General features: G+C 71.0%; 13 protein-coding genes. 8 read left to right on the top strand and 5 right to left on the bottom strand.

Annotated features, from left to right (window positions below; translation table 11 throughout):
* The first annotated feature begins 2 nt into the window (after positions 1-2).
* Complete coding sequence (locus tag IQ210_RS18870) at positions 3-2,735, top strand: ATP-dependent RNA helicase (protein WP_194080204.1); 2,733 nt, start codon at positions 3-5, stop codon at positions 2,733-2,735.
* Here the strand turns inward: IQ210_RS18870 and IQ210_RS18865 are convergent.
* From IQ210_RS18865 to IQ210_RS18855, 3 genes are all read right to left on the bottom strand, one after another.
* A complete protein-coding gene (locus IQ210_RS18865) occupies positions 2,725-3,714 on the bottom strand; it encodes a DUF3068 domain-containing protein (RefSeq protein WP_194080203.1) in 990 nt (329 codons plus the stop codon). The genes IQ210_RS18870 and IQ210_RS18865 overlap by 11 nt on opposite strands.
* A gap of 21 nt (positions 3,715-3,735) precedes the next feature.
* The gene (locus IQ210_RS18860) at positions 3,736-3,870 is read right to left on the bottom strand and encodes an SPW_0924 family protein (protein ID WP_194080202.1); all 135 of its coding nucleotides are present in this window, start codon (positions 3,868-3,870) and stop codon (positions 3,736-3,738) included.
* 156 nt (positions 3,871-4,026) lie between these two features.
* On the bottom strand, positions 4,027-5,742 hold the full coding sequence (locus IQ210_RS18855; protein WP_194080201.1) for a lytic transglycosylase domain-containing protein: 1,716 nt from the start codon (positions 5,740-5,742) through the stop codon (positions 4,027-4,029).
* A gap of 290 nt (positions 5,743-6,032) precedes the next feature.
* Here IQ210_RS18855 and IQ210_RS18850 point away from each other — a divergent pair, with 290 nt between their 5' ends.
* Complete coding sequence (locus IQ210_RS18850; protein WP_194080200.1) at positions 6,033-6,878, top strand: DUF4184 family protein; 846 nt, start codon at positions 6,033-6,035, stop codon at positions 6,876-6,878.
* On the opposite strand, the gene IQ210_RS18845 is transcribed toward IQ210_RS18850, so the two are convergent.
* Together IQ210_RS18845 and polA are read right to left on the bottom strand one after the other, a co-directional pair.
* Positions 6,808-7,236 carry a hypothetical protein gene (locus IQ210_RS18845; protein ID WP_194080199.1) on the bottom strand — a complete coding sequence of 143 codons (429 nt, stop codon included), beginning with the start codon at positions 7,234-7,236 and terminating at the stop codon, positions 6,808-6,810. The genes IQ210_RS18850 and IQ210_RS18845 overlap by 71 nt on opposite strands.
* Positions 7,237-7,604: 368 nt before the next feature.
* Positions 7,605-10,331: a DNA polymerase I gene (gene polA, locus IQ210_RS18840; RefSeq protein ID WP_194080198.1), complete on the bottom strand. Its 2,727-nt coding sequence runs from the start codon at positions 10,329-10,331 to the stop codon at positions 7,605-7,607.
* 508 nt (positions 10,332-10,839) lie between these two features.
* Between polA and IQ210_RS18835 the strand changes: the two genes are divergently transcribed.
* The 6 genes from IQ210_RS18835 (at position 10,840) to IQ210_RS18810 (ending at position 17,319) form a co-directional block, all read left to right on the top strand.
* Positions 10,840-13,119 carry an FdhF/YdeP family oxidoreductase gene (locus tag IQ210_RS18835; RefSeq protein ID WP_194080197.1) on the top strand — a complete coding sequence of 760 codons (2,280 nt, stop codon included), beginning with the start codon at positions 10,840-10,842 and terminating at the stop codon, positions 13,117-13,119.
* A 58-nt stretch (positions 13,120-13,177) separates the two neighbouring features.
* Positions 13,178-13,666: a PaaI family thioesterase gene (locus IQ210_RS18830; RefSeq protein ID WP_194080196.1), complete on the top strand. Its 489-nt coding sequence runs from the start codon at positions 13,178-13,180 to the stop codon at positions 13,664-13,666.
* 48 nt (positions 13,667-13,714) lie between these two features.
* A complete protein-coding gene (locus IQ210_RS18825; RefSeq protein ID WP_228047981.1) occupies positions 13,715-14,134 on the top strand; it encodes a hypothetical protein in 420 nt (139 codons plus the stop codon).
* Positions 14,131-14,739, top strand: a complete 609-nt coding sequence (locus IQ210_RS47250; RefSeq protein ID WP_322656385.1) for a Tat pathway signal sequence domain protein — start codon at positions 14,131-14,133, stop codon at positions 14,737-14,739. The genes IQ210_RS18825 and IQ210_RS47250 overlap by 4 nt, the downstream gene beginning before the upstream one ends.
* Before the next feature lie 287 nt (positions 14,740-15,026).
* Positions 15,027-16,256 (top strand): branched-chain amino acid ABC transporter substrate-binding protein, encoded by a 1,230-nt coding sequence (locus tag IQ210_RS18815; RefSeq protein WP_194080194.1) that lies wholly within the window; start codon positions 15,027-15,029, stop codon positions 16,254-16,256.
* A 130-nt stretch (positions 16,257-16,386) separates the two neighbouring features.
* Complete coding sequence (locus tag IQ210_RS18810) at positions 16,387-17,319, top strand: branched-chain amino acid ABC transporter permease (protein ID WP_194080193.1); 933 nt, start codon at positions 16,387-16,389, stop codon at positions 17,317-17,319.

The raw sequence follows: 17,319 nt of genomic DNA, 5'->3' as shown, positions 1-17,319 counted from the left end.
GCGTGATCCGTTACGACGCCCTGGACTCCCTTCCCGTACGCAGTGCCCTTCCCGGTCTGAACGAGGCCCTGGAGGGGCACGGCACCGCCGTCCTCGTCGCGCCGCCCGGCACCGGCAAGACGACCCTGGTGCCGCTGGCCCTGGCGGGTCTCCTGGACGCCGACGCCCCCGCGCGCCGTGTGCTCGTGGCCGAACCGCGCCGCATCGCCGCCCGCGCCGCCGCCCGGCGGATGGCATGGCTGCTCGGCGAGAAGGCCGGGGAGAGCGTCGGATACACCGTGCGCGGCGAGCGGGTCGTCGGCCGGCACACGCGCGTGGAGGTCGTCACGACCGGTGTGCTGCTCCAGAGGTTGCAGCGGGACCAGGAGCTCACGGGCGTCGACGTGGTGGTGCTGGACGAGTGCCATGAGCGGCATCTGGACGCGGACACGTCCGCCGCCTTCCTGTGGGACGTACGGCAGACCCTGCGGCCAGAGCTGCGGCTGGTGGCCGCGTCGGCGACGACGGACGCCGAGGGGTGGGCGCGGCTGCTGGGCGGGGCGCCGGTCGTCGAGGCGGCGGGGGTCTCGTATCCGGTGGAGGTGGTGTGGGCGCCGCCGGTACGGCCGGTACGGCCGCCGCACGGGATGCGGGTCGATCCGGCGCTGCTGGCGCATGTGGCGTCGGTGGTGCGGCGGGCGTTGGCCGAGCGGGCGGGGGACGTGCTGTGCTTCCTGCCGGGCGTCGGGGAGATCGCGCGGGTGGCCGGGCAGCTCGGCGGCCTGGGTGACGTCGAGGTGCTCCAGGTGCACGGGCGGGCTCCGGCGGCCGTGCAGGACGCGGTGCTGGCTCCCGCGGAGCGGCGGCGGGTGGTTCTGGCGACGTCCGTCGCGGAGTCCTCGCTGACGGTGCCCGGGGTGCGGGTGGTCGTGGACTCCGGGCTGGCTCGGGAGCCTCGGGTGGATCACGCGCGCGGGTTGAGCGCGTTGACGACGGTGCGGGCTTCGCGGGCTGCCGGGCGGCAGCGGGCGGGGCGGGCCGGGCGTGAGGCGCCGGGGGCGGTGTACCGGTGCTGGGCGGAGGCCGAGGACGCGCGTCTGCCTCTGTTTCCGTCGCCGGAGATCAAGGTGGCCGACCTGACGGCGTTCGCGCTCCAGGCGTCCTGCTGGGGCGATCCGGACGCGTCCGGGCTGGCGTTGCTCGATCCGCCGCCGGGTGGGGCGATGGCGGCGGCGCGGGCCGCGCTCGTGGCGGTGGAGGCGGTGGACTCCGTCGGGCGGGCCACGGAGCGGGGGGTGCGGTTGGCTCGGATGGGGGTGCATCCCCGGCTGGGGCGGGCGCTGCTGGACGCGCCGGGGGACGCGGCCGAGGTGGTGGCGCTGTTGTCGGAGGACGTTCCGCGGGAGTACGGCGACGATCTCGCGGCGGCGCTTCGGGCTGCTCGGCGTGGGGGTGACGCCTATGCGGGACAGTGGCGCACGGAGGTACGGCGGCTGCGGGCCGTCTCCACGGGGTTTTCCCACCCGCCCACCCGTGACCCTCTTCCGGTAGGGGTGAACGCCGAGGCCGATGAGGCGAACGGCGCTGAAGAGGCTGACGCCGGGCAGGGCCAGGCTGGGCGGGGGCAGAGCGGCACGCGGCGCGGGCAAGGCGACGCCCAGCGGAGGCAGAGCAACGCCCAGCGCGGGCAAGACGACGTCCAGCCCGGGCGAAGCGGCACCCGGCGGGCGCAAGAGGGCCCCGGGCTGGGGGTGGTGCGTGGCGGGCGGAGTCATGTCGGTGGTGATGAGCGGCTCGTCGGGGTTGTTGCTGCTCTTGCTTTTCCTGAGCGGGTTGCCAAAGCGGACGGTGGTTCCTATCTCATGGCGTCCGGTACTCGGGCCGAGTTGCCGGACGGTTCCGGGCTGCGTGGGGCGCCCTGGATCGCTGTGGCCGTCGCCGATCGGCCCGTCGGGAAGGGGCACGCGCGTGTGCAGCTCGCGGCGGTCGTCGACGAGGAGACGGCGCGGTCGGCCGCGGCCTCGATGTACTCCGAGGCGCAGGAGGTCCACTGGGCCGACGGGGACGTCGTCGCGCGGCGCGTCGAGCGGCTCGGGGCGATCGAGCTGACGTCGCGGCCGCTGAAGGACGCCGACGCCACCCTCGTACGCGAGGCGCTGCTCGAAGGGCTGCGGCAGGAGGGGCTCGGGTTGTTGCGCTGGTCGCCCGAGGCCGGCGTACTGCGGCAGCGGCTCGCCTTTCTGCGGATGCATCTCGGCGAACCTTGGCCCGACGTGTCCGACGACGCGCTCCACGCGCGCGTGGACGAGTGGTTGGAGCCGGAGCTCGGGCGGGCGCGGCGGCGGGGGGATCTGGCGCGGATCGATGCCGGAGAGGGATTGAACCGGCTGCTTCCGTGGGCCTCGGGTGAGGCGGGGCGGCTCGACGAGCTCGCGCCCGAGCGGATCGCGGTGCCGAGCGGGTCCAGGATCCGGATCGACTACTCCGAGCCCGAACAGCCCGTTCTGGCCGTCAAGTTGCAGGAGATGTTCGGGCTGCAGGAGTCCCCGCGGGTCGCCGGGGTGCCCCTGCTCGTCCACCTCCTCTCCCCCGCCGGGCGGCCCGCGGCCGTCACCGCCGACCTCGCCTCCTTCTGGAAGGACGGCTACAAGGGCGTACGGGCGGAGCTGCGCGGCCGGTACCCGAAGCACCCGTGGCCGGAGGACCCGGCGACCGCTGAGCCGACGCGGCACACGAACGCGCGCCTCAGGCGGTGACCGGTTCCGGTTCGTCGGCCGTCGTGGGCACGGGGTCGTCCGGGCGGCGGCTGCGGGCCTCCAGCCACAGGGCGAGGGCGAGGAGCAGCACTGCGAGGGTGAGGAAACCCCAGGGGAGATACGTCGTCATCAGCAGGACCAGCAGGCGGTTGGACTTGACCAGGTCGACCGTGTGCTCGATGTAGTCCTCGCGCATCTTCACGTGGCCGGCGAACGCCGTGACCTTCTCACGGTCGCCCAGGAGGGTGCCGCCGCGGAGTTCCTCCTTGTGGATCTCCTCGCCGTAGACGGGGGCGCCGGTGACGGGCTCGACCCAGAACTTGCGGACCGTGGTGTACCAGCGGGTCATGCCGGTCTTGGCGATCTGCTCGGGGGTGATGCCGGCGACGGGCAGCTTCTTGGGGAACTTCACCTGGGTCCAGGGGATGGTCTGCTCGAAGTAGTAGACCTCCAGGCCGCGGAAGTTCTGCGTCCCCTTGTAGTGGATGGGGTTGCTGGTGCGGGTCTGCGCGTCGAAGTACTCGTAGTCCCGTTTCTCCGTCTGGAAGGGCCACTTGAACTCGATGCCCTCGCGTTTGACCGGGTCGCCGTCGACCATCTCGCCGGTGGCGTGGACGGGGTCCTGGCTGTGGGCGTCGAAGATGTAGCGCTCGGGGATGTAGGCGACCATCTTGCCGTCGGGGTCCTGGGCGTAGGACAGGCTGTCCCAGACGACGACGTCCCGGCCGAGCGTCTTCTCGATCTTCTCCGAGGCCTCCACGTTGCCCTTGAGGGTCTGCACGATGGTGATCTTGGAGACCTTCTTCTCCTGGAGGGAGTTGTCGACGAGGGTGGCGTCCTTGGCCTCCAGGACCATGTCCTGGTACTGGTTCGCCGGGATCTTCGCCAGGCGCGGGAAGGCGTACCAGCGCAGCATCGGGGACAGTGCCGCGAAGAACACGGCGAGGGCGAGCAGGATCAGGCTGGCCTTGCGGCGCATCTCGGCCTCCCTCCCGGGCGGTTACGGGTGTGACGGCACGGTCGTGAGCAGCGGCTTCGGCGATGTCCTGCCGGTCGGCGAGCCCATCGCGGTGATCGTGAACACCAGCGCGAGCGCGACGGCCAGGCCGATCGCGGCGGCGATGAGGGCACGCATGACGGCCTCCCGACCGGATCCCGTGAGCCCGGAACTGATACATCGTCAGGTCCGGCACCGTAGCAACGGGCGGCCGAGATGAGAACACGTTGCACACGACGACGGCGCCCTTCCGGAGAAGGGCGCCGTCGCGGTCGTACGGGAAAGTGCGCGAACTTACGCGCTGGGGCTGGCCGATGGGCTCGGTGACTCGGTCGGCTCGGCGGCCGCCGCCACCGTCAGTTCGACGGTCAGGGACGCGCCGCCCGCGGTGTTGATGCGGAGCAGGAACGTGCCGGTGGTGTCGTCGGCGTACAGCTTCGGCAGCTTCAGCAGGCCGTTCGCGTCCGTCTCCAGGCCCTTCAGGGTGCGTACGGTCTTGCCGTCCGCGTCCTTGAAGTAGGGGCCCTTGGTGTTCTCGGTGGTGTCGTCCGCGGAGGTAATGAGGGTGGCGGTGGCGGCAACGCCGTCCGCGACGGCGCCGTCGTACGTCGCCTTGACCTCGACCTGGTCGGCGAACTCGCCGCCCGGGGTGCAGGTCAGCGCGGTGTCGCTGGTGCGGGCGAGGGTGTCGGCGACGCGCTCGGTGACGGTGGCCTTGTAGTCGAGGCCGGCGACCGCGCGGCCCACGACGGTGGCGCGGACGGTGAGGTCGCCCGTCTTCTCACCGGCCTTCAGCGCGGGCGCGACGGCGACGCCGGAGCTGTTGGTGACGATGGTGGCGACGCTCTCGCCGCCGGTGAAGGTGGTGTCGGTGTCGCCGACGATCGTGAAGCGGATACGGACCTTGCCGACGGCCTTGCCGGCCGAGGTCTCGGCGCGGGTGCTGATCCGCTTGCTGAACGTGTCCCCGGCCTGCGCGGTGAGCTTCGCGGTGCCCGCGTCCTCCAGGTGGTCGACCGTGTCGGTCGGGGTGGGGGTGGGCGTGGGGGTGCCGGGCGTGGACGGGGTGTCCGACGGGGGCGGGCTGCTCGGGGTGGCGGGCGTGCTGGGCGTGTTGGGCGTGTTGGGCGTCGACGGCGGGGTAGGCGACGGCGACGGGCTCGCGGTGTCGTTGTCGTCGCTGCGGTGGCTGGGCAGGCTGCCGGTGCCGTCGGGGATCTCGTGGGTGCCCTTGCGGTAGTACTCCAGCCACGACAGGACCGTGTGCAGGTAGTCCTGGGAGTTGTTGTAGCTGAGGATCGCGCGGTTCATGTCGGCCTGCGCGGACAGGTCCCAGCCGTTGCGGCACAGGTAGTGGCCGGCGGCGAGGGCCGCGTCGTAGATGTTGTTGGGGTCCTTCTTGCCGTCGTCGTTGCCGTCGCGGCCGGCCCACTCCCAGGTGGAGGGGATGAACTGCATGGGGCCGACGGCCTGGTCGTAGGTGCTGTTGCCGTCGTAGACGCCGTTGTCGGTGTCCGGGATGAGGGCGAAGCCGTTGCCGTCGAGCTGGGGGCCGAGGATCGGGTCGATCGTGGTGCCGTCGGCGGTGACGCGGCCGCCGCGGGCCTGGCCGGACTCGACCTTGCCGATGGCGGCGAGGAGCTGCCAGGGCAGGTTGCAGCCGGGCTTGGACTCCTGGAGGGCCGCCGCGGCCTGCTTGTAGGCGTCGAGGACGGTCGCGGGGATGCCGGCCTCGCCGGTGCCGGTAGCGCCGGTGCCGCCGCTGCCCGCGCTCGGGGCGGGGCTGGGGCTGTTGAGGGGCGGCAGGTCCATGTAGAACGGCGAGCCGCCGGTCGCGCCGTCGTCGTCGCTCGCGTCGGGAGTGGGCTGGGCGTCGGCGGTGGTCGATCTGCCGTTGTCGTCGACCGACACACCGGGTGCCTGGGACGCGGACAGTGCCGCGACCGCCGCGGCGGCGACGGTGGTGGCCACCGCCCCCTTGCGCAGCCGCCTGCCGAATTGCGCCGACATAAAGTGAACCCCTCCCGTGGACGCCGAGCGCCCGTCTCCGTCCGACATGCTCGCCATGGTGTGACGATCGACCCGCGGCGCGGGTTGCCCTCGTGGAGCTTTTCCCTGCGTTCTTCTGCTGTTCGGTTCTACTGTTTGGTTCTGCTGTTCGATGTTGCCGTTCGCCCCGCTCCCCGGCGGGGTGACCCAGGCGACCCTACGACAACTTCCTTTGCTCGGGCACCCGTTCGTGCCCGGTTTTCACCAGTTGGCCATACTGGGCCGGTCCGTTTCCTGCCTTGGGAGGCCTCTTGCCGTTCACCCTCAGTCACGCGGCCGCGGTGTTGCCTGTTGTGCGTGCCGACGGAACCGGGCGGGGGCGGCTGGTTCCGGCCGTTCTCGTGGCGGGTTCCTTCGCTCCCGACATGACCTACTTCGCGGCGAGCGCGTTCTCCGAGGCGATGGAATTCGGGGACGTCACGCATTCGTTCCCGGGCGTCTTCACCGTCGACGTGCTCGTCGCGTGGGCGCTGGTGGGGCTCTGGCTGCTGATCCGGGAGCCACTGGTGGCGCTGCTGCCCAGGGCGCGGCAAGGGCGGGTGGCGGCGCTGCTGCGCTGCGGGGCGCCACGCGCGCGTGTACGGCCGGCGCTGGTGGCGCGGTGGTACGTGTCCGCGGCGCTCGGGGCGTTGACGCATGTCGTGTGGGACGCGTTCACGCACCTCGACCGGTGGGGGATGCGGCTGTTCCCGGTGCTGGGCGAGACGATCGCCGGGTCACCGCTGTACTGGTACCTGCAGTACGGCAGTTCGGCGGTGGCCGCGGTGGTGATCGCCGGGTTCGTCGTGTACGCGGTACGGCGGGTGCCGGCGAGCGAGCCGGTGGGCGTGCCCGCGCTGTCGGTGCGCGACCGGTGGTGGGCCGCCGTCGGCATCGGCGGCTGTGTGCTCGTCGCGGCGGTGCAAAGGGCCTCGCGGTGGTGGGCCTACTGGGGGTCCTCCGCGAGGCCGTGGGAGCTGATCCCGACGCTGTGCTTCGGCGTGGGCGCGGGGCTGGTGCTGGGGGTGCTGGGGTACGCCGTGGCGGTCAGGGTGTGGCGTCCGGTCCGGGCGCCTGAACGTGCCGGGCGGGAGCCGAGCCGTCCGGGGCGTCGGTGACGGTGCTGCCGGGGGTCGGGTCGCCGGAAGGGTCGGTGACTGTGCCGACGGTCGCGATGAACACCGTCATGGTCCGCATCGGGCGGGAGCGGGGGACCGCGCTGAGGAGCAGCGCGAGGTAGCCGCGGGCCTGGTCGGCCCAGAGGCGGAGGTCCCTGCGGTGGAGCCAGTCCCTCCGGGTGAGGCGGTGACGGACGTCCGTGGCCGCTCGGCGGAGGGTTGTGGCGAAGTCCGTGGGGATGCGGGGAGTGCTGGCCGCTGCCGAGAAGGGCGGGACGTGCACGGCTGGGGTGGACGCGGTCGCATCGGTGGTCGCCTGCGCCGGAGCCGTCTGGCGGTGGAGCGTGCGTATACCCATGTCCGCATCTTTACGGGCGAGGGGGTGGGGGGCGTCTTGTCGGGGACCACGTGGGTGACGGTCGGGTGGGCGGGGGTTGTTCTCGCCCCCGCCGCCCCTACCAGTCCCCTGACCAGGGGGGTACGCCCCCTGTGCCCCCCTCGCGGCAAGTGAGGGGTTGGGCTGGTGCGGGCGAGTGGGGGCTGGTCGCGCCCGACTCGGCGGAGCCGCACCAGGGGGCTGCGCCGCCTGGGACCCCCTCTCGCGGCACATTGGGGGGCGGGTCGGGGCAGGTTGGGGGGCGGGCTGGTCGATGGGCGAATGCGGGGCGCCGCCGGCCATGAACCCGACCCGTCACGCCGCCCGCATCCCCGCCCCACCGCCGGAGGCTAGTGCGCCGCCGACTCCCAGTCCGGACCCACGCCCACCGAGACGTCCAACGGGGCGCGCAGCTGGACCGCGCCCGCCATCTCCCGGCGGACGATCTCCTCGACGCGGTCGCGCTCGCCGGGGGCGATCTCCAGGACGATTTCGTCGTGAACCTGGAGCAGCATGCGGGAGGTCAGCTCCGCCTCGCTCAGGGCCTTGCCGACGTTGAGCATCGCGATCTTGACGATGTCGGCGGCCGTGCCCTGGATCGGCGCGTTGAGGGCCATCCGCTCGGCGGCCTCGCGGCGCTGGCGGTTGTCGCTGTTGAGGTCGGGGAGGTAGCGGCGGCGGCCGAAGAGGGTCGCCGTGTAGCCCGTCGCCCGCGCCTCGTCGACCACACGGCGCAGATAGTCCTGGACGCCGCCGAAGCGCTCGAAGTACGTGTCCATCAGGGCACGCGCCTCACCCGCCTCGATGTTCAGCTGCTGGGAGAGGCCGAAGGCGGACAGACCGTAGGCGAGCCCGTACGACATGGCCTTGATCTTGCGGCGCATCTCCGCGTCGACGGCGTCGCGCTCGACGGCGAAGACCTGCGAGGCGACCGTGGTGTGCAGGTCCTCGCCGGAGGTGAACGCCTCGATGAGGCCCTCGTCCTCCGACAAGTGGGCCATGACGCGCAGTTCGATCTGGCTGTAGTCGGCCGTCATCAGCGACTCGTAGCCCTCGCCGACCACGAAGCCGCGACGGATGGCCCGGCCCTCGTCCGTGCGCACGGGGATGTTCTGGAGGTTGGGGTCGGTGGACGAGAGCCGTCCCGTGGCGGCGACCGTCTGGTTGAACGTGGTGTGGATACGGCCGTCCGCCGCGATGGTCTTGATCAGGCCCTCGACCGTCACGCGCAGCTTGGCCTGCTCGCGGTGGCGGAGCATGATCACCGGCAGTTCGTTGTCCGTCTGGCCGGCGAGCCAGGCCAGGGCGTCCGCGTCCGTGGTGTAGCCGGTCTTCGTCTTCTTCGTCTTGGGCAGCCCCAGTTCGCCGAAGAGGACTTCCTGGAGCTGCTTGGGCGAGCCCAGGTTGAACTCGTGCCCAGCGGCCGCGTGGGCCTCCTTGACGGCCTGCTGGACGGCGCCCGCGAACATCTGCTCCATGGCTTCCAGATGCGCCCGGTCGGCGGCGATGCCATGCCGCTCCATGCGGGCCAGCAGCGCGGAGGTGGGCAGCTCCATGTCGCGCAGCAGGTCCGCTGCGCCGACCTCGGTCAGCCGGGCCTCGAAGGCCTCGCCGAGGTCGAGGATCGCGCGGGCCTGCACCATGAGGGCCTCGGCCTCGGCGCCGTCGTCCGCGCCGAAGGCGAGCTGGCCGTCGGCCGCGGCGGCGGGCGCGAGCTCCCGGCCGAGATACTCCAGGGACAGGGCGTCCAGGTCGAAGGAGCGGCGGCCCGGCTTGACGAGGTAGGCGGCGAGCGCGGTGTCCATGGAGACGCCCGCGATGCTCCAGCCGTGCTCGGCGAAGACGCGCATCGCGCCCTTGGCGTTGTGGAAGACCTTGGGCCTGGCGGCGTCGGCGAGCCAGCCGGTGAGGGCCCTCTCGTCGGCCTCGTCGAGCTGGGTGGGGTCGAGCCAGGCGGCCGGTCCCCCTGCTGCCGCGAGGGCGATCTCGGCGACCGAGCCGGTGCCGAGGCCCCACGTGTCGACCGTGGCGACGCCGAGGGTCTCGGTGCCGTGCTCGGTGAGCCATGCGGACAGCTCGCCGGTGCCGAGGATCGTGCCGTCGAGTTCCACGCCGGCCGTCACGACCGGTGTCGACTCGGCCTCCTCGGCGCCCGGGTCGACGGCCAGGAGGCGCTCGCGCAGCGAGGGGTTACGGATCTCGAGGGTGTCGAGGATCATCGCGAGCGTCTTGCGGTCGTACGGGGCGCGCTCCAGGTCGGCGACCGTCTTCGGCAGCTCTACGGTGCGGACCATCTCGGTGAGGCGGCGGTTGAGCTTGACCGCCTCCAGGTGCTCGCGCAGGTTCTGCCCGGCCTTGCCCTTGACCTCCTCGACGCGCTCGACGAGGTCCGCGAACGAACCGAACTGGTTGATCCACTTCGCGGCGGTCTTCTCGCCGACGCCGGGGATGCCGGGCAGGTTGTCGGACGGGTCGCCGCGCAGGGCCGCGAAGTCGGGGTACTGGGCGGGGGTCAGGCCGTACTTCTCGAACACCTTCTCCGGGGTGAACCGGGTCAGCTCGGAGACACCCTTCGTGGGGTAGAGCACGGTGGTGTGCTCGCTGACGAGCTGGAAGGAGTCGCGGTCACCGGTGACGATCAGCACCTCGAAGCCGGCGGCCTCGGCCTGGGTGGCGAGCGTGGCGATGATGTCGTCGGCCTCGAAGCCGTCGACCGCGAACCGCGAGACGTGCATCGCGTCCAGCAGCTCGCCGATCAGCTCGACCTGGCCCTTGAACTCGTCCGGGGTCTTGGAGCGGTTGGCCTTGTACTCCGTGAACTCCTCGGAGCGCCAGGTCTTGCGCGACACGTCGAAGGCCACCGCGAAGTGCGTGGGCGCCTCGTCGCGCAGGGTGTTGGCCAGCATCGAGGCGAAGCCGTAGATCGCGTTCGTCGGCTGGCCCGTCGCGGTCGTGAAGTTCTCCGCGGGCAGCGCGAAGAACGCGCGGTACGCCAATGAGTGCCCGTCCATGAGCATCAGGCGCGGGCGGCTGCCGCCGGGACTGTTGTCGGTCTTCTTCGATGCTGTCTCTGCCACGCCCCCGATCCTGCCACGCCCCACTGACAGTCGTGCCACACCGCGGAGGGCCACCACGGACGGCGGGGAGGATCGGGGCGGTGGAGGGGGAGGACGCGGGCGTTGGTTGGGGTGCGGCAGAGGGGCGCGGGTCTTGCCTGGCGTCGTGGGCCTTGCCCGGGGCGGCAACGGAGGCGCGGAATGAACAGCCAGCCCCCACCGGAACTGGCAACCGCAACGGTGGGTCGTAACGCGCGCGAGCCGCCTCAGGGACGGCAGCCACCCGCAAGCGGGCCGCACGGGAAGCCACCGCGCCGAACCGTCGGCGTCCCTCCCCTCTGCCGCACCCCCAGGCGGAGGGCGCCTCACCCCGGTTCTCAGAGCGCCCTCTCCCCGTTGCCCCTTCCGCAACCATTGCTCAATACGCAACCATGGTCTCCGTCCTCCCGCGCCCGGCCCCCTCACTGTCGGTGTTGCGTGCGAGGATCGGAGACGTAGTTCACATGTGCACGCGAAGGAGAGCGCCGCGATGGCAACGAAGCCGCCCAAGGGTGATCCGGTCCAGGACGCTCCGCAGGTCGCCGAGCCGAAGCACGCGGCGGCGGGGCTGCCGGCCGTGGGTCACAGCCTGCGCATCTCGCAGCAGCAGATGGGGCTGAAGCGGACCGCGCTGACGCTGCTGCGGGTCAATCAGAAAGAGGGCTTCGACTGCCCTGGCTGCGCCTGGCCGGAGCCCGAGCACCGGCACACCTTCGAGTTCTGCGAGAACGGCGCGAAGGCCGTGGCCGAGGAGGCCACCCTGCGCCGGGTCACCCCGGAGTTCTTCGCCGCCCACCCCGTCACCGACCTCGCGACGCGCAGCGGCTACTGGCTGGGCCAGCAGGGGCGGCTCACCCACCCCATGTACCTCCCCGAGGGCGGCACGCACTACGAGCCGGTGACCTGGGAGCGCGCCTTCGACATCGTCGCCGAGGAGATCGCCGCCCTCGACTCCCCCGACGAGGCCCTCTTCTACACCTCGGGGCGCACCAGCAACGAGGCCGCGTTCCTGTACCAGCTGTTCGCGCGTGAGCTGGGTACGAACAACCTGCCGGACTGCTCCAACATGTGCCACGAGTCCTCCGGCTCGGCCCTGTCGGAGACCATCGGCATCGGCAAGGGCAGCGTCCTGCTGGAGGACCTCTACAAGGCCGACCTGATCATCGTCGCCGGCCAGAACCCCGGCACCAACCACCCCCGCATGCTCTCCGCCCTGGAGAAGGCCAAGGCGGGCGGCGCGAAGGTCATCAGCGTCAACCCGCTGCCCGAGGCGGGCCTGGAGCGGTTCAAGAACCCGCAGACCGCCCAGGGCATGCTCAAGGGCGCGGCCCTCAACGACCTGTTCCTCCAGATCCGCATCGGCGGCGACCAGGCCCTCTTCCGCCTCCTCAACAAGCTGATCCTGGAGACCGAGGGCGCCGTCGACGAAGCGTTCGTCGCCGAACACACCCACGGCTTCGAGGAGTTCGCCGCGGCCGCCCGCGCCGCCGACTGGGACGAGACGCTCACCGCGACCGGCCTCACGCGCGCGGAGATCGAGGAAGCCCTCTCCATGGTGCTCGCCTCGCAGCGCACCATCGTCTGCTGGGCGATGGGCCTGACCCAGCACAAGCACTCCGTGCCGACCATCCGCGAAGTGGTCAACTTCCTGCTCCTGCGCGGCAACATCGGCCGCCCGGGCGCGGGCGTGTGCCCGGTGCGCGGCCACTCCAACGTGCAGGGCGACCGCACCATGGGCATCTTCGAACGCCCCGCCCCGGCCTTCCTGGACGCCCTGGAGAAGGAGTTCGGCTTCGCGCCCCCGCGCGAGCACGGCTACGACGTCGTACGGGCCATCGAGGCACTGCGCGACGGCAAGGCGAAGGTCTTCTTCGCCATGGGCGGCAACTTCGTCTCCGCCTCCCCCGACACCGACGTCACCGAGGCGGCCATGCGGCGCGCCCGGCTGACCGTGCACGTGTCGACCAAGCTCAACCGCTCGCACGCCGTCACGGGCGCGCGCGCCCTGATCCTGCCCACCCTCGGCCGCACCGAGCGCGACCTCCAGGGCGGCGGCGAGCAGTTCGTGACCGTCGAGGACTCGATGGGCATGGTGCACGCCTCCCAGGGCCGCCTGGAGCCCGCGAGCAGCCACCTGCTGTCCGAGCCCGCCATCGTGGCCCGCCTCGCCCGCCGCGTCCTCGGCGACGCCTCCCGCACCCCTTGGGAGGAGTTCGAGAAGGACTACGCCACGATCCGGGACCGCATCGCGCGCGTGATCCCCGGCTTCGAGGACTTCAACGCGCGCGTGGCCCACCCGGGCGGCTTCGCCCTCCCGCACGCCCCGCGCGACGAGCGCCGCTTCCCGACCGCCACCGGCAAGGCCAACTTCACCGCCGCGCCCGTCGAGTACCCGGCACTCCCCGAGGGCCGGCTGCTGTTGCAGACCCTGCGCTCGCACGACCAGTACAACACCACGATCTACGGCCTCGACGACCGCTACCGCGGCATCAGGAACGGCCGAAGGGTCGTCCTGGTCAACCCCGAGGACGCGGCAAGGCTGAAGCTCGCCGACGGCTCCTACGTGGACCTCGTCAGCGAGTGGAAGGACGGCGTCGAACGCCGGGCCCCCGGCTTCCGCGTCGTGCACTACCCGACCGCGCGCGGCTGCGCGGCCGCCTACTACCCCGAGACCAACGTCCTCGTCCCGCTGGACGCCACCGCGGACACCAGCAACACCCCGGCCAGCAAGTCCGTCGTCGTCCGTCTGGAACAATCGGCCACCGACTGAGCGTTTGCTCAGTCACCTGAGTTCGAGTGAGTGTTCCCGACGAACGGAGCCGGGCCCCATGGGCGAGCAGCAGCACGTGAAGTTCCCGCAAGAGGTCATCGACGAGTACGCCGCGCTCGGAGTGGACCTCCAGGCCCTGTTCTCCGCCGGACACCTCGGCACCCGTATGGGCGTCCAGATCACCGAGGCCTCGGCGGAGAAGGTCGTCGGGACCATGCCCGTGGAGGGCAACACCCAGCCGTACGGGCTGCTGCACGGCGGGGCGTCCGCCGTCCTCGCCGAGACCCTCGGCTCGGTCGGCTCGATGCTGCACGGCGGCAGCTCGAAGATCGCCGTGGGCGTGGACCTGAACTGCACCCACCACCGGGGCGCCCGCTCGGGCCTGGTGACCGGCGTGGCCACGCCCGTGCACCGGGGGCGGTCGACGGCGACGTACGAGATCGTGATCAGCGACGAGGAGGGGCGGCGGGTGTGCACCGCGCGGCTGACCTGTCTGCTGCGGGACGTGAACCCGGGCGACGGCGCCCACGTCGGGGCCACCGCCTGACGGTAGGACCTCTGGCCCCGACCGTGCCACAAGGCCTAGCGTCGGGGCATGCGAACGGGAGGAGTCCCGGTGCTCGGGGCCGGGGTCGGGTTCATGGCGGTCCTGCTGACCCTCGGCGGATGCGGAGGGTCCGGCTCCACCACCGCCACCACCCAAGCCCCGTCCACGGCCACGTCCACGGCCCCGGCAGCGACCACCGCCTCCCCCACACCCCCCGAAGACCTCTGCACCCGCCTCGTCGCTCACTGGTCCCGCGAAGTGCTGGACCAGAACACCTACGGGGACTACCAGTCGATGGGCCTGTCCAACGGCCAGTACGACATCCTCATCAAGGTCGTCGACGCCGCCCGCGCCGAGAAGAAACAGCAAGGCGCCGCGGCCGCCGACCGGTTGATCGACCGTCAGGCACGCAGCGGCTGCGTGCGCTGGTACCGCGACGGCGGTCCCGGCGAGGGGCCCTGGCAGTGAGCGGCGTCGGACCGGTCGAGCCGGGCGAAGGCACACATCCCCGGGACGCCCTGGACACCACCGCCCCGCCCCGGCCGCGCGGCCGCCTCACCGAGCTGTACGACCGCCACCGGCGCGCCACCCTCGCCACTGCGACCGCCACGGCCCTCCTCGCGGGCGGCACCTACCTCTACGCGACCCGGCCCCAGCCTCCGGCACCCCCCGCGCCGCCGTACCCGTCTCAAGTGACGGACCTGCACTACCTCAGCGGCGAGGCCACCCCCGCGGGCGCCGCACCGCACAGCTTCAGCTTCGGAGTGGAGCTGAGCGTGCTCGCCGGCCCACCGGTCACCGTGACCCGCGTGTCACAGCCGTACGCGGGCATGTCGGTGACCTCCACGCCAAAAGCCCCTTTCCGGACGAGTGCGGGGACCAGCCGCAAGGTCGTCATCACCATGCATGTGGCGCAATGCAGAAAAGTGCCATGGAACGCCGGACTCCCTTTCCTTGACGTAACTCTACGTAATACGCGCGCAATAGAAGTTCACAGTTTCATCCTCGGACAGCGATACGCCCAGCACCTGTCAGAGGCCCTACAAGTCGCCTGCAGCAACGGTTCTGGGTAATTACCAAAACCCCTGAGACTCCTGAACAAGTTGCATCGGGTCCTGCGGGTTCTCAGAATGTGGACCGGGCGAATCGGCCTGAATTCCGCTGTTCCACCCACTCAGTACCGCTCTGCATTACGACGTGTCATAACAAGAGCGTCACAGCCTCCGTCAGACCCTCCTCCGGGCTCCCCGCACACGCTTAGAGTCACGCCCAGTCACCGCGCCATGGAATCTCACAACAGACCAGCGCAGAGACTCGGCCGCTTCCAGGGGGGAGCGCCGCGCCAGTGAAAGGACGAATCGTGCGTCAACGTTCGCTCATCACCATCACCGCCGCGCTGGCGGCGGGAGCACTCACCCTCACCGCCTGCGGCTCGCGCGACGACGACGGCGGCTCGGACTCCGGTAGCGGCGGCACCAAGGTCGTCATCGGCGTCGACGCCCCGCTCACGGGCGACCTCTCCGCGCTCGGCCTCGGCATCAAGAACTCCGTCGACCTCGCCGCGAAGACCGCCAACAAGCAGAAGCTCGTCGACGGCGTCACCTTCGAGATCAAGGCCCTCGACGACCAGGCCCAGCCCTCCTCCGGCCAGGCCAACGCGTCGACCCTCGTCGCCGACAAGAGCGTCTACGGTGTCGTCGGCCCGCTGAACTCCTCCGTCGCCGAGTCCATGCAGAAGGTCTTCGACGACGCCAAGCTCGTCGAGATCTCCCCGGCCAACACCGGCCCGGCCCTCACGCAGGGTGTCGACTGGCAGACCAAGAAGGTCCGCACGTACAAGTCGTACTTCCGCACCGCGACCACGGACGCCATCCAGGGCCCGTTCGCCGCGCAGTACGTCTACAACGACGCCAAGAAGAAGAACGTCTTCGTCATCGACGACAAGAAGACCTACGGCGCCGGTCTCGCCGCCACCTTCACCGAGGAGTTCAAGAAGCTCGGTGGCAAGGTCGTCGGCACCGACCACATCGACCCGGACACCAAGGACTTCTCCGCGGTCGCCACCAAGGTCAAGAACTCCGGCGCCGACGTCGTCTACTACGGCGGCGAGTACCCGCAGGCCGGCCCGCTCAGCAAGCAGATCAAGGCCGCCGGCGCCAAGATCCCGCTGGTCGGCGGTGACGGCATCTACGACCCGACCTTCGTCGAGCTGGCCGGCGCCAACAGCGCCGGTGACCTCGCCACCTCCGTCGGCGCCCCGGTCGAGACCCTCGACTCCGCCAAGCAGTTCGTCGCCGACTACAAGGCGGCCGGCTACAAGGAGGAGTACGCGGCCTACGGCGGTTACTCCTACGACGCCGCCTGGGCAATCATCCTGGCCGTGAAGAAGGTCGTCGAGGACAACGACGGCAAGCTGCCGTCCGACGCCCGCGCGAAGATCACCGCCGCCACCCAGAACGTCTCCTTCGACGGTGTGACCGGCAAGGTCTCCTTCGACGAGTACGGTGACGCCACCAACAAGCAGCTCACCGTCTACGCCGTCGAGAACGGTGCCTGGAAGGCCGTCAAGTCCGGTACCTACACCGGCTGACCCACCCCCACCCGCACCACCTGAGCCGCGCGGGGCGCTGTTCCACAGGCGCCCCGCGCGGACTCACATCCGGCCCCGGACACACATCCGGTCACATCCGTCGAACATCCGAAACCTCGGAGGACATGCGGTGAACGAACTGCCGCAGCAGCTGGTCAACGGCCTGCTACTAGGAGCAATGTACGGGCTTGTCGCCATCGGCTACACAATGGTCTACGGCATCGTCCAGCTCATCAACTTCGCCCACGGCGAGATCTTCATGATCGGAGGGTTCGGAGCCCTCACGGTCTATCTGTACGTACTGCCCGACGGCACCACCATGTGGGTCGCACTGCCACTGATGCTCGTGGGAGCCGTCATCGCAGCCGTCCTCGTCGCCGTCGGAGCGGAACGGTTCGCCTACCGCCCCCTGCGCACCGCCCCACGCCTCGCGCCCCTCATCACCGCCATCGGCCTCTCCCTCGCCCTCCAGCAGGCCGTCTGGGCCTGGTACCCCGGCGCCAAGGAGTCCATCAACTTCCCCGAGATCCCGGGCGGACCCTTCGAGATCGGCAGCGTCACCATCCAGACCGGTGACATCTTCCTGTTCATCGCCGCCCCCGTCAGCATGGCGATCCTCGCCTACTTCGTCATGAAGACCCGCACCGGCCGCGGCATGCAGGCCACCGCCCAGGACCCCGACACCGCCAAGCTCATGGGCATCAACACCGACCGCATCATCGTGGTCGCCTTCGCCCTCGGCGCCCTCTTCGCCGCCGTCGGAGCCGTCGCCTACGGCCTCAAGTACGGCCAGGTCCAGTTCCGCATGGGCTTCATCCTCGGCCTCAAGGCCTTCACCGCGGCCGTCCTCGGCGGCATCGGCAACATCTACGGCGCCATGCTCGGCGGCCTCGTCCTCGGCCTCGCCGAGACCATGGCCACCGCCTACATCGCCGACGTCCCCGGCTTCGACCTCCTCGGCGGCCAGTCCTGGGCCAACGTCTGGGCCTTCGTACTCCTCATCCTCGTACTCCTCGTCAGGCCACAAGGCCTGCTCGGCGAGCGCGTCGCGGACAGGGCGTGA

It is taken from the genome of Streptomyces justiciae (assembly GCF_015163075.1).
Taxonomy (GTDB): domain Bacteria; phylum Actinomycetota; class Actinomycetes; order Streptomycetales; family Streptomycetaceae; genus Streptomyces; species Streptomyces justiciae.
This window is presented reverse-complemented; position numbering and strand designations above follow the sequence as displayed.

Bases quoted from the DNA above. Each gene is read 5' to 3' on its own strand.
- IQ210_RS18830 (WP_194080196.1), top strand. From the start codon at position 13,178: ATGGGCGAGCAGCAGCACGTGAAGTTCCCGCAAGAGGTCATCGACGAG.
- IQ210_RS18835 (WP_194080197.1), top strand. From the start codon at position 10,840: ATGGCAACGAAGCCGCCCAAGGGTGATCCGGTCCAGGACGCTCCGCAG.
- IQ210_RS18845 (WP_194080199.1), bottom strand. From the start codon at position 7,236: ATGGGTATACGCACGCTCCACCGCCAGACGGCTCCGGCGCAGGCGACC.
- IQ210_RS18865 (WP_194080203.1), bottom strand. From the start codon at position 3,714: ATGCGCCGCAAGGCCAGCCTGATCCTGCTCGCCCTCGCCGTGTTCTTC.
- IQ210_RS18855 (WP_194080201.1), bottom strand. From the start codon at position 5,742: ATGTCGGCGCAATTCGGCAGGCGGCTGCGCAAGGGGGCGGTGGCCACC.
- IQ210_RS18825 (WP_228047981.1), top strand. From the start codon at position 13,715: ATGCGAACGGGAGGAGTCCCGGTGCTCGGGGCCGGGGTCGGGTTCATG.
- IQ210_RS18860 (WP_194080202.1), bottom strand. From the start codon at position 3,870: ATGCGTGCCCTCATCGCCGCCGCGATCGGCCTGGCCGTCGCGCTCGCG.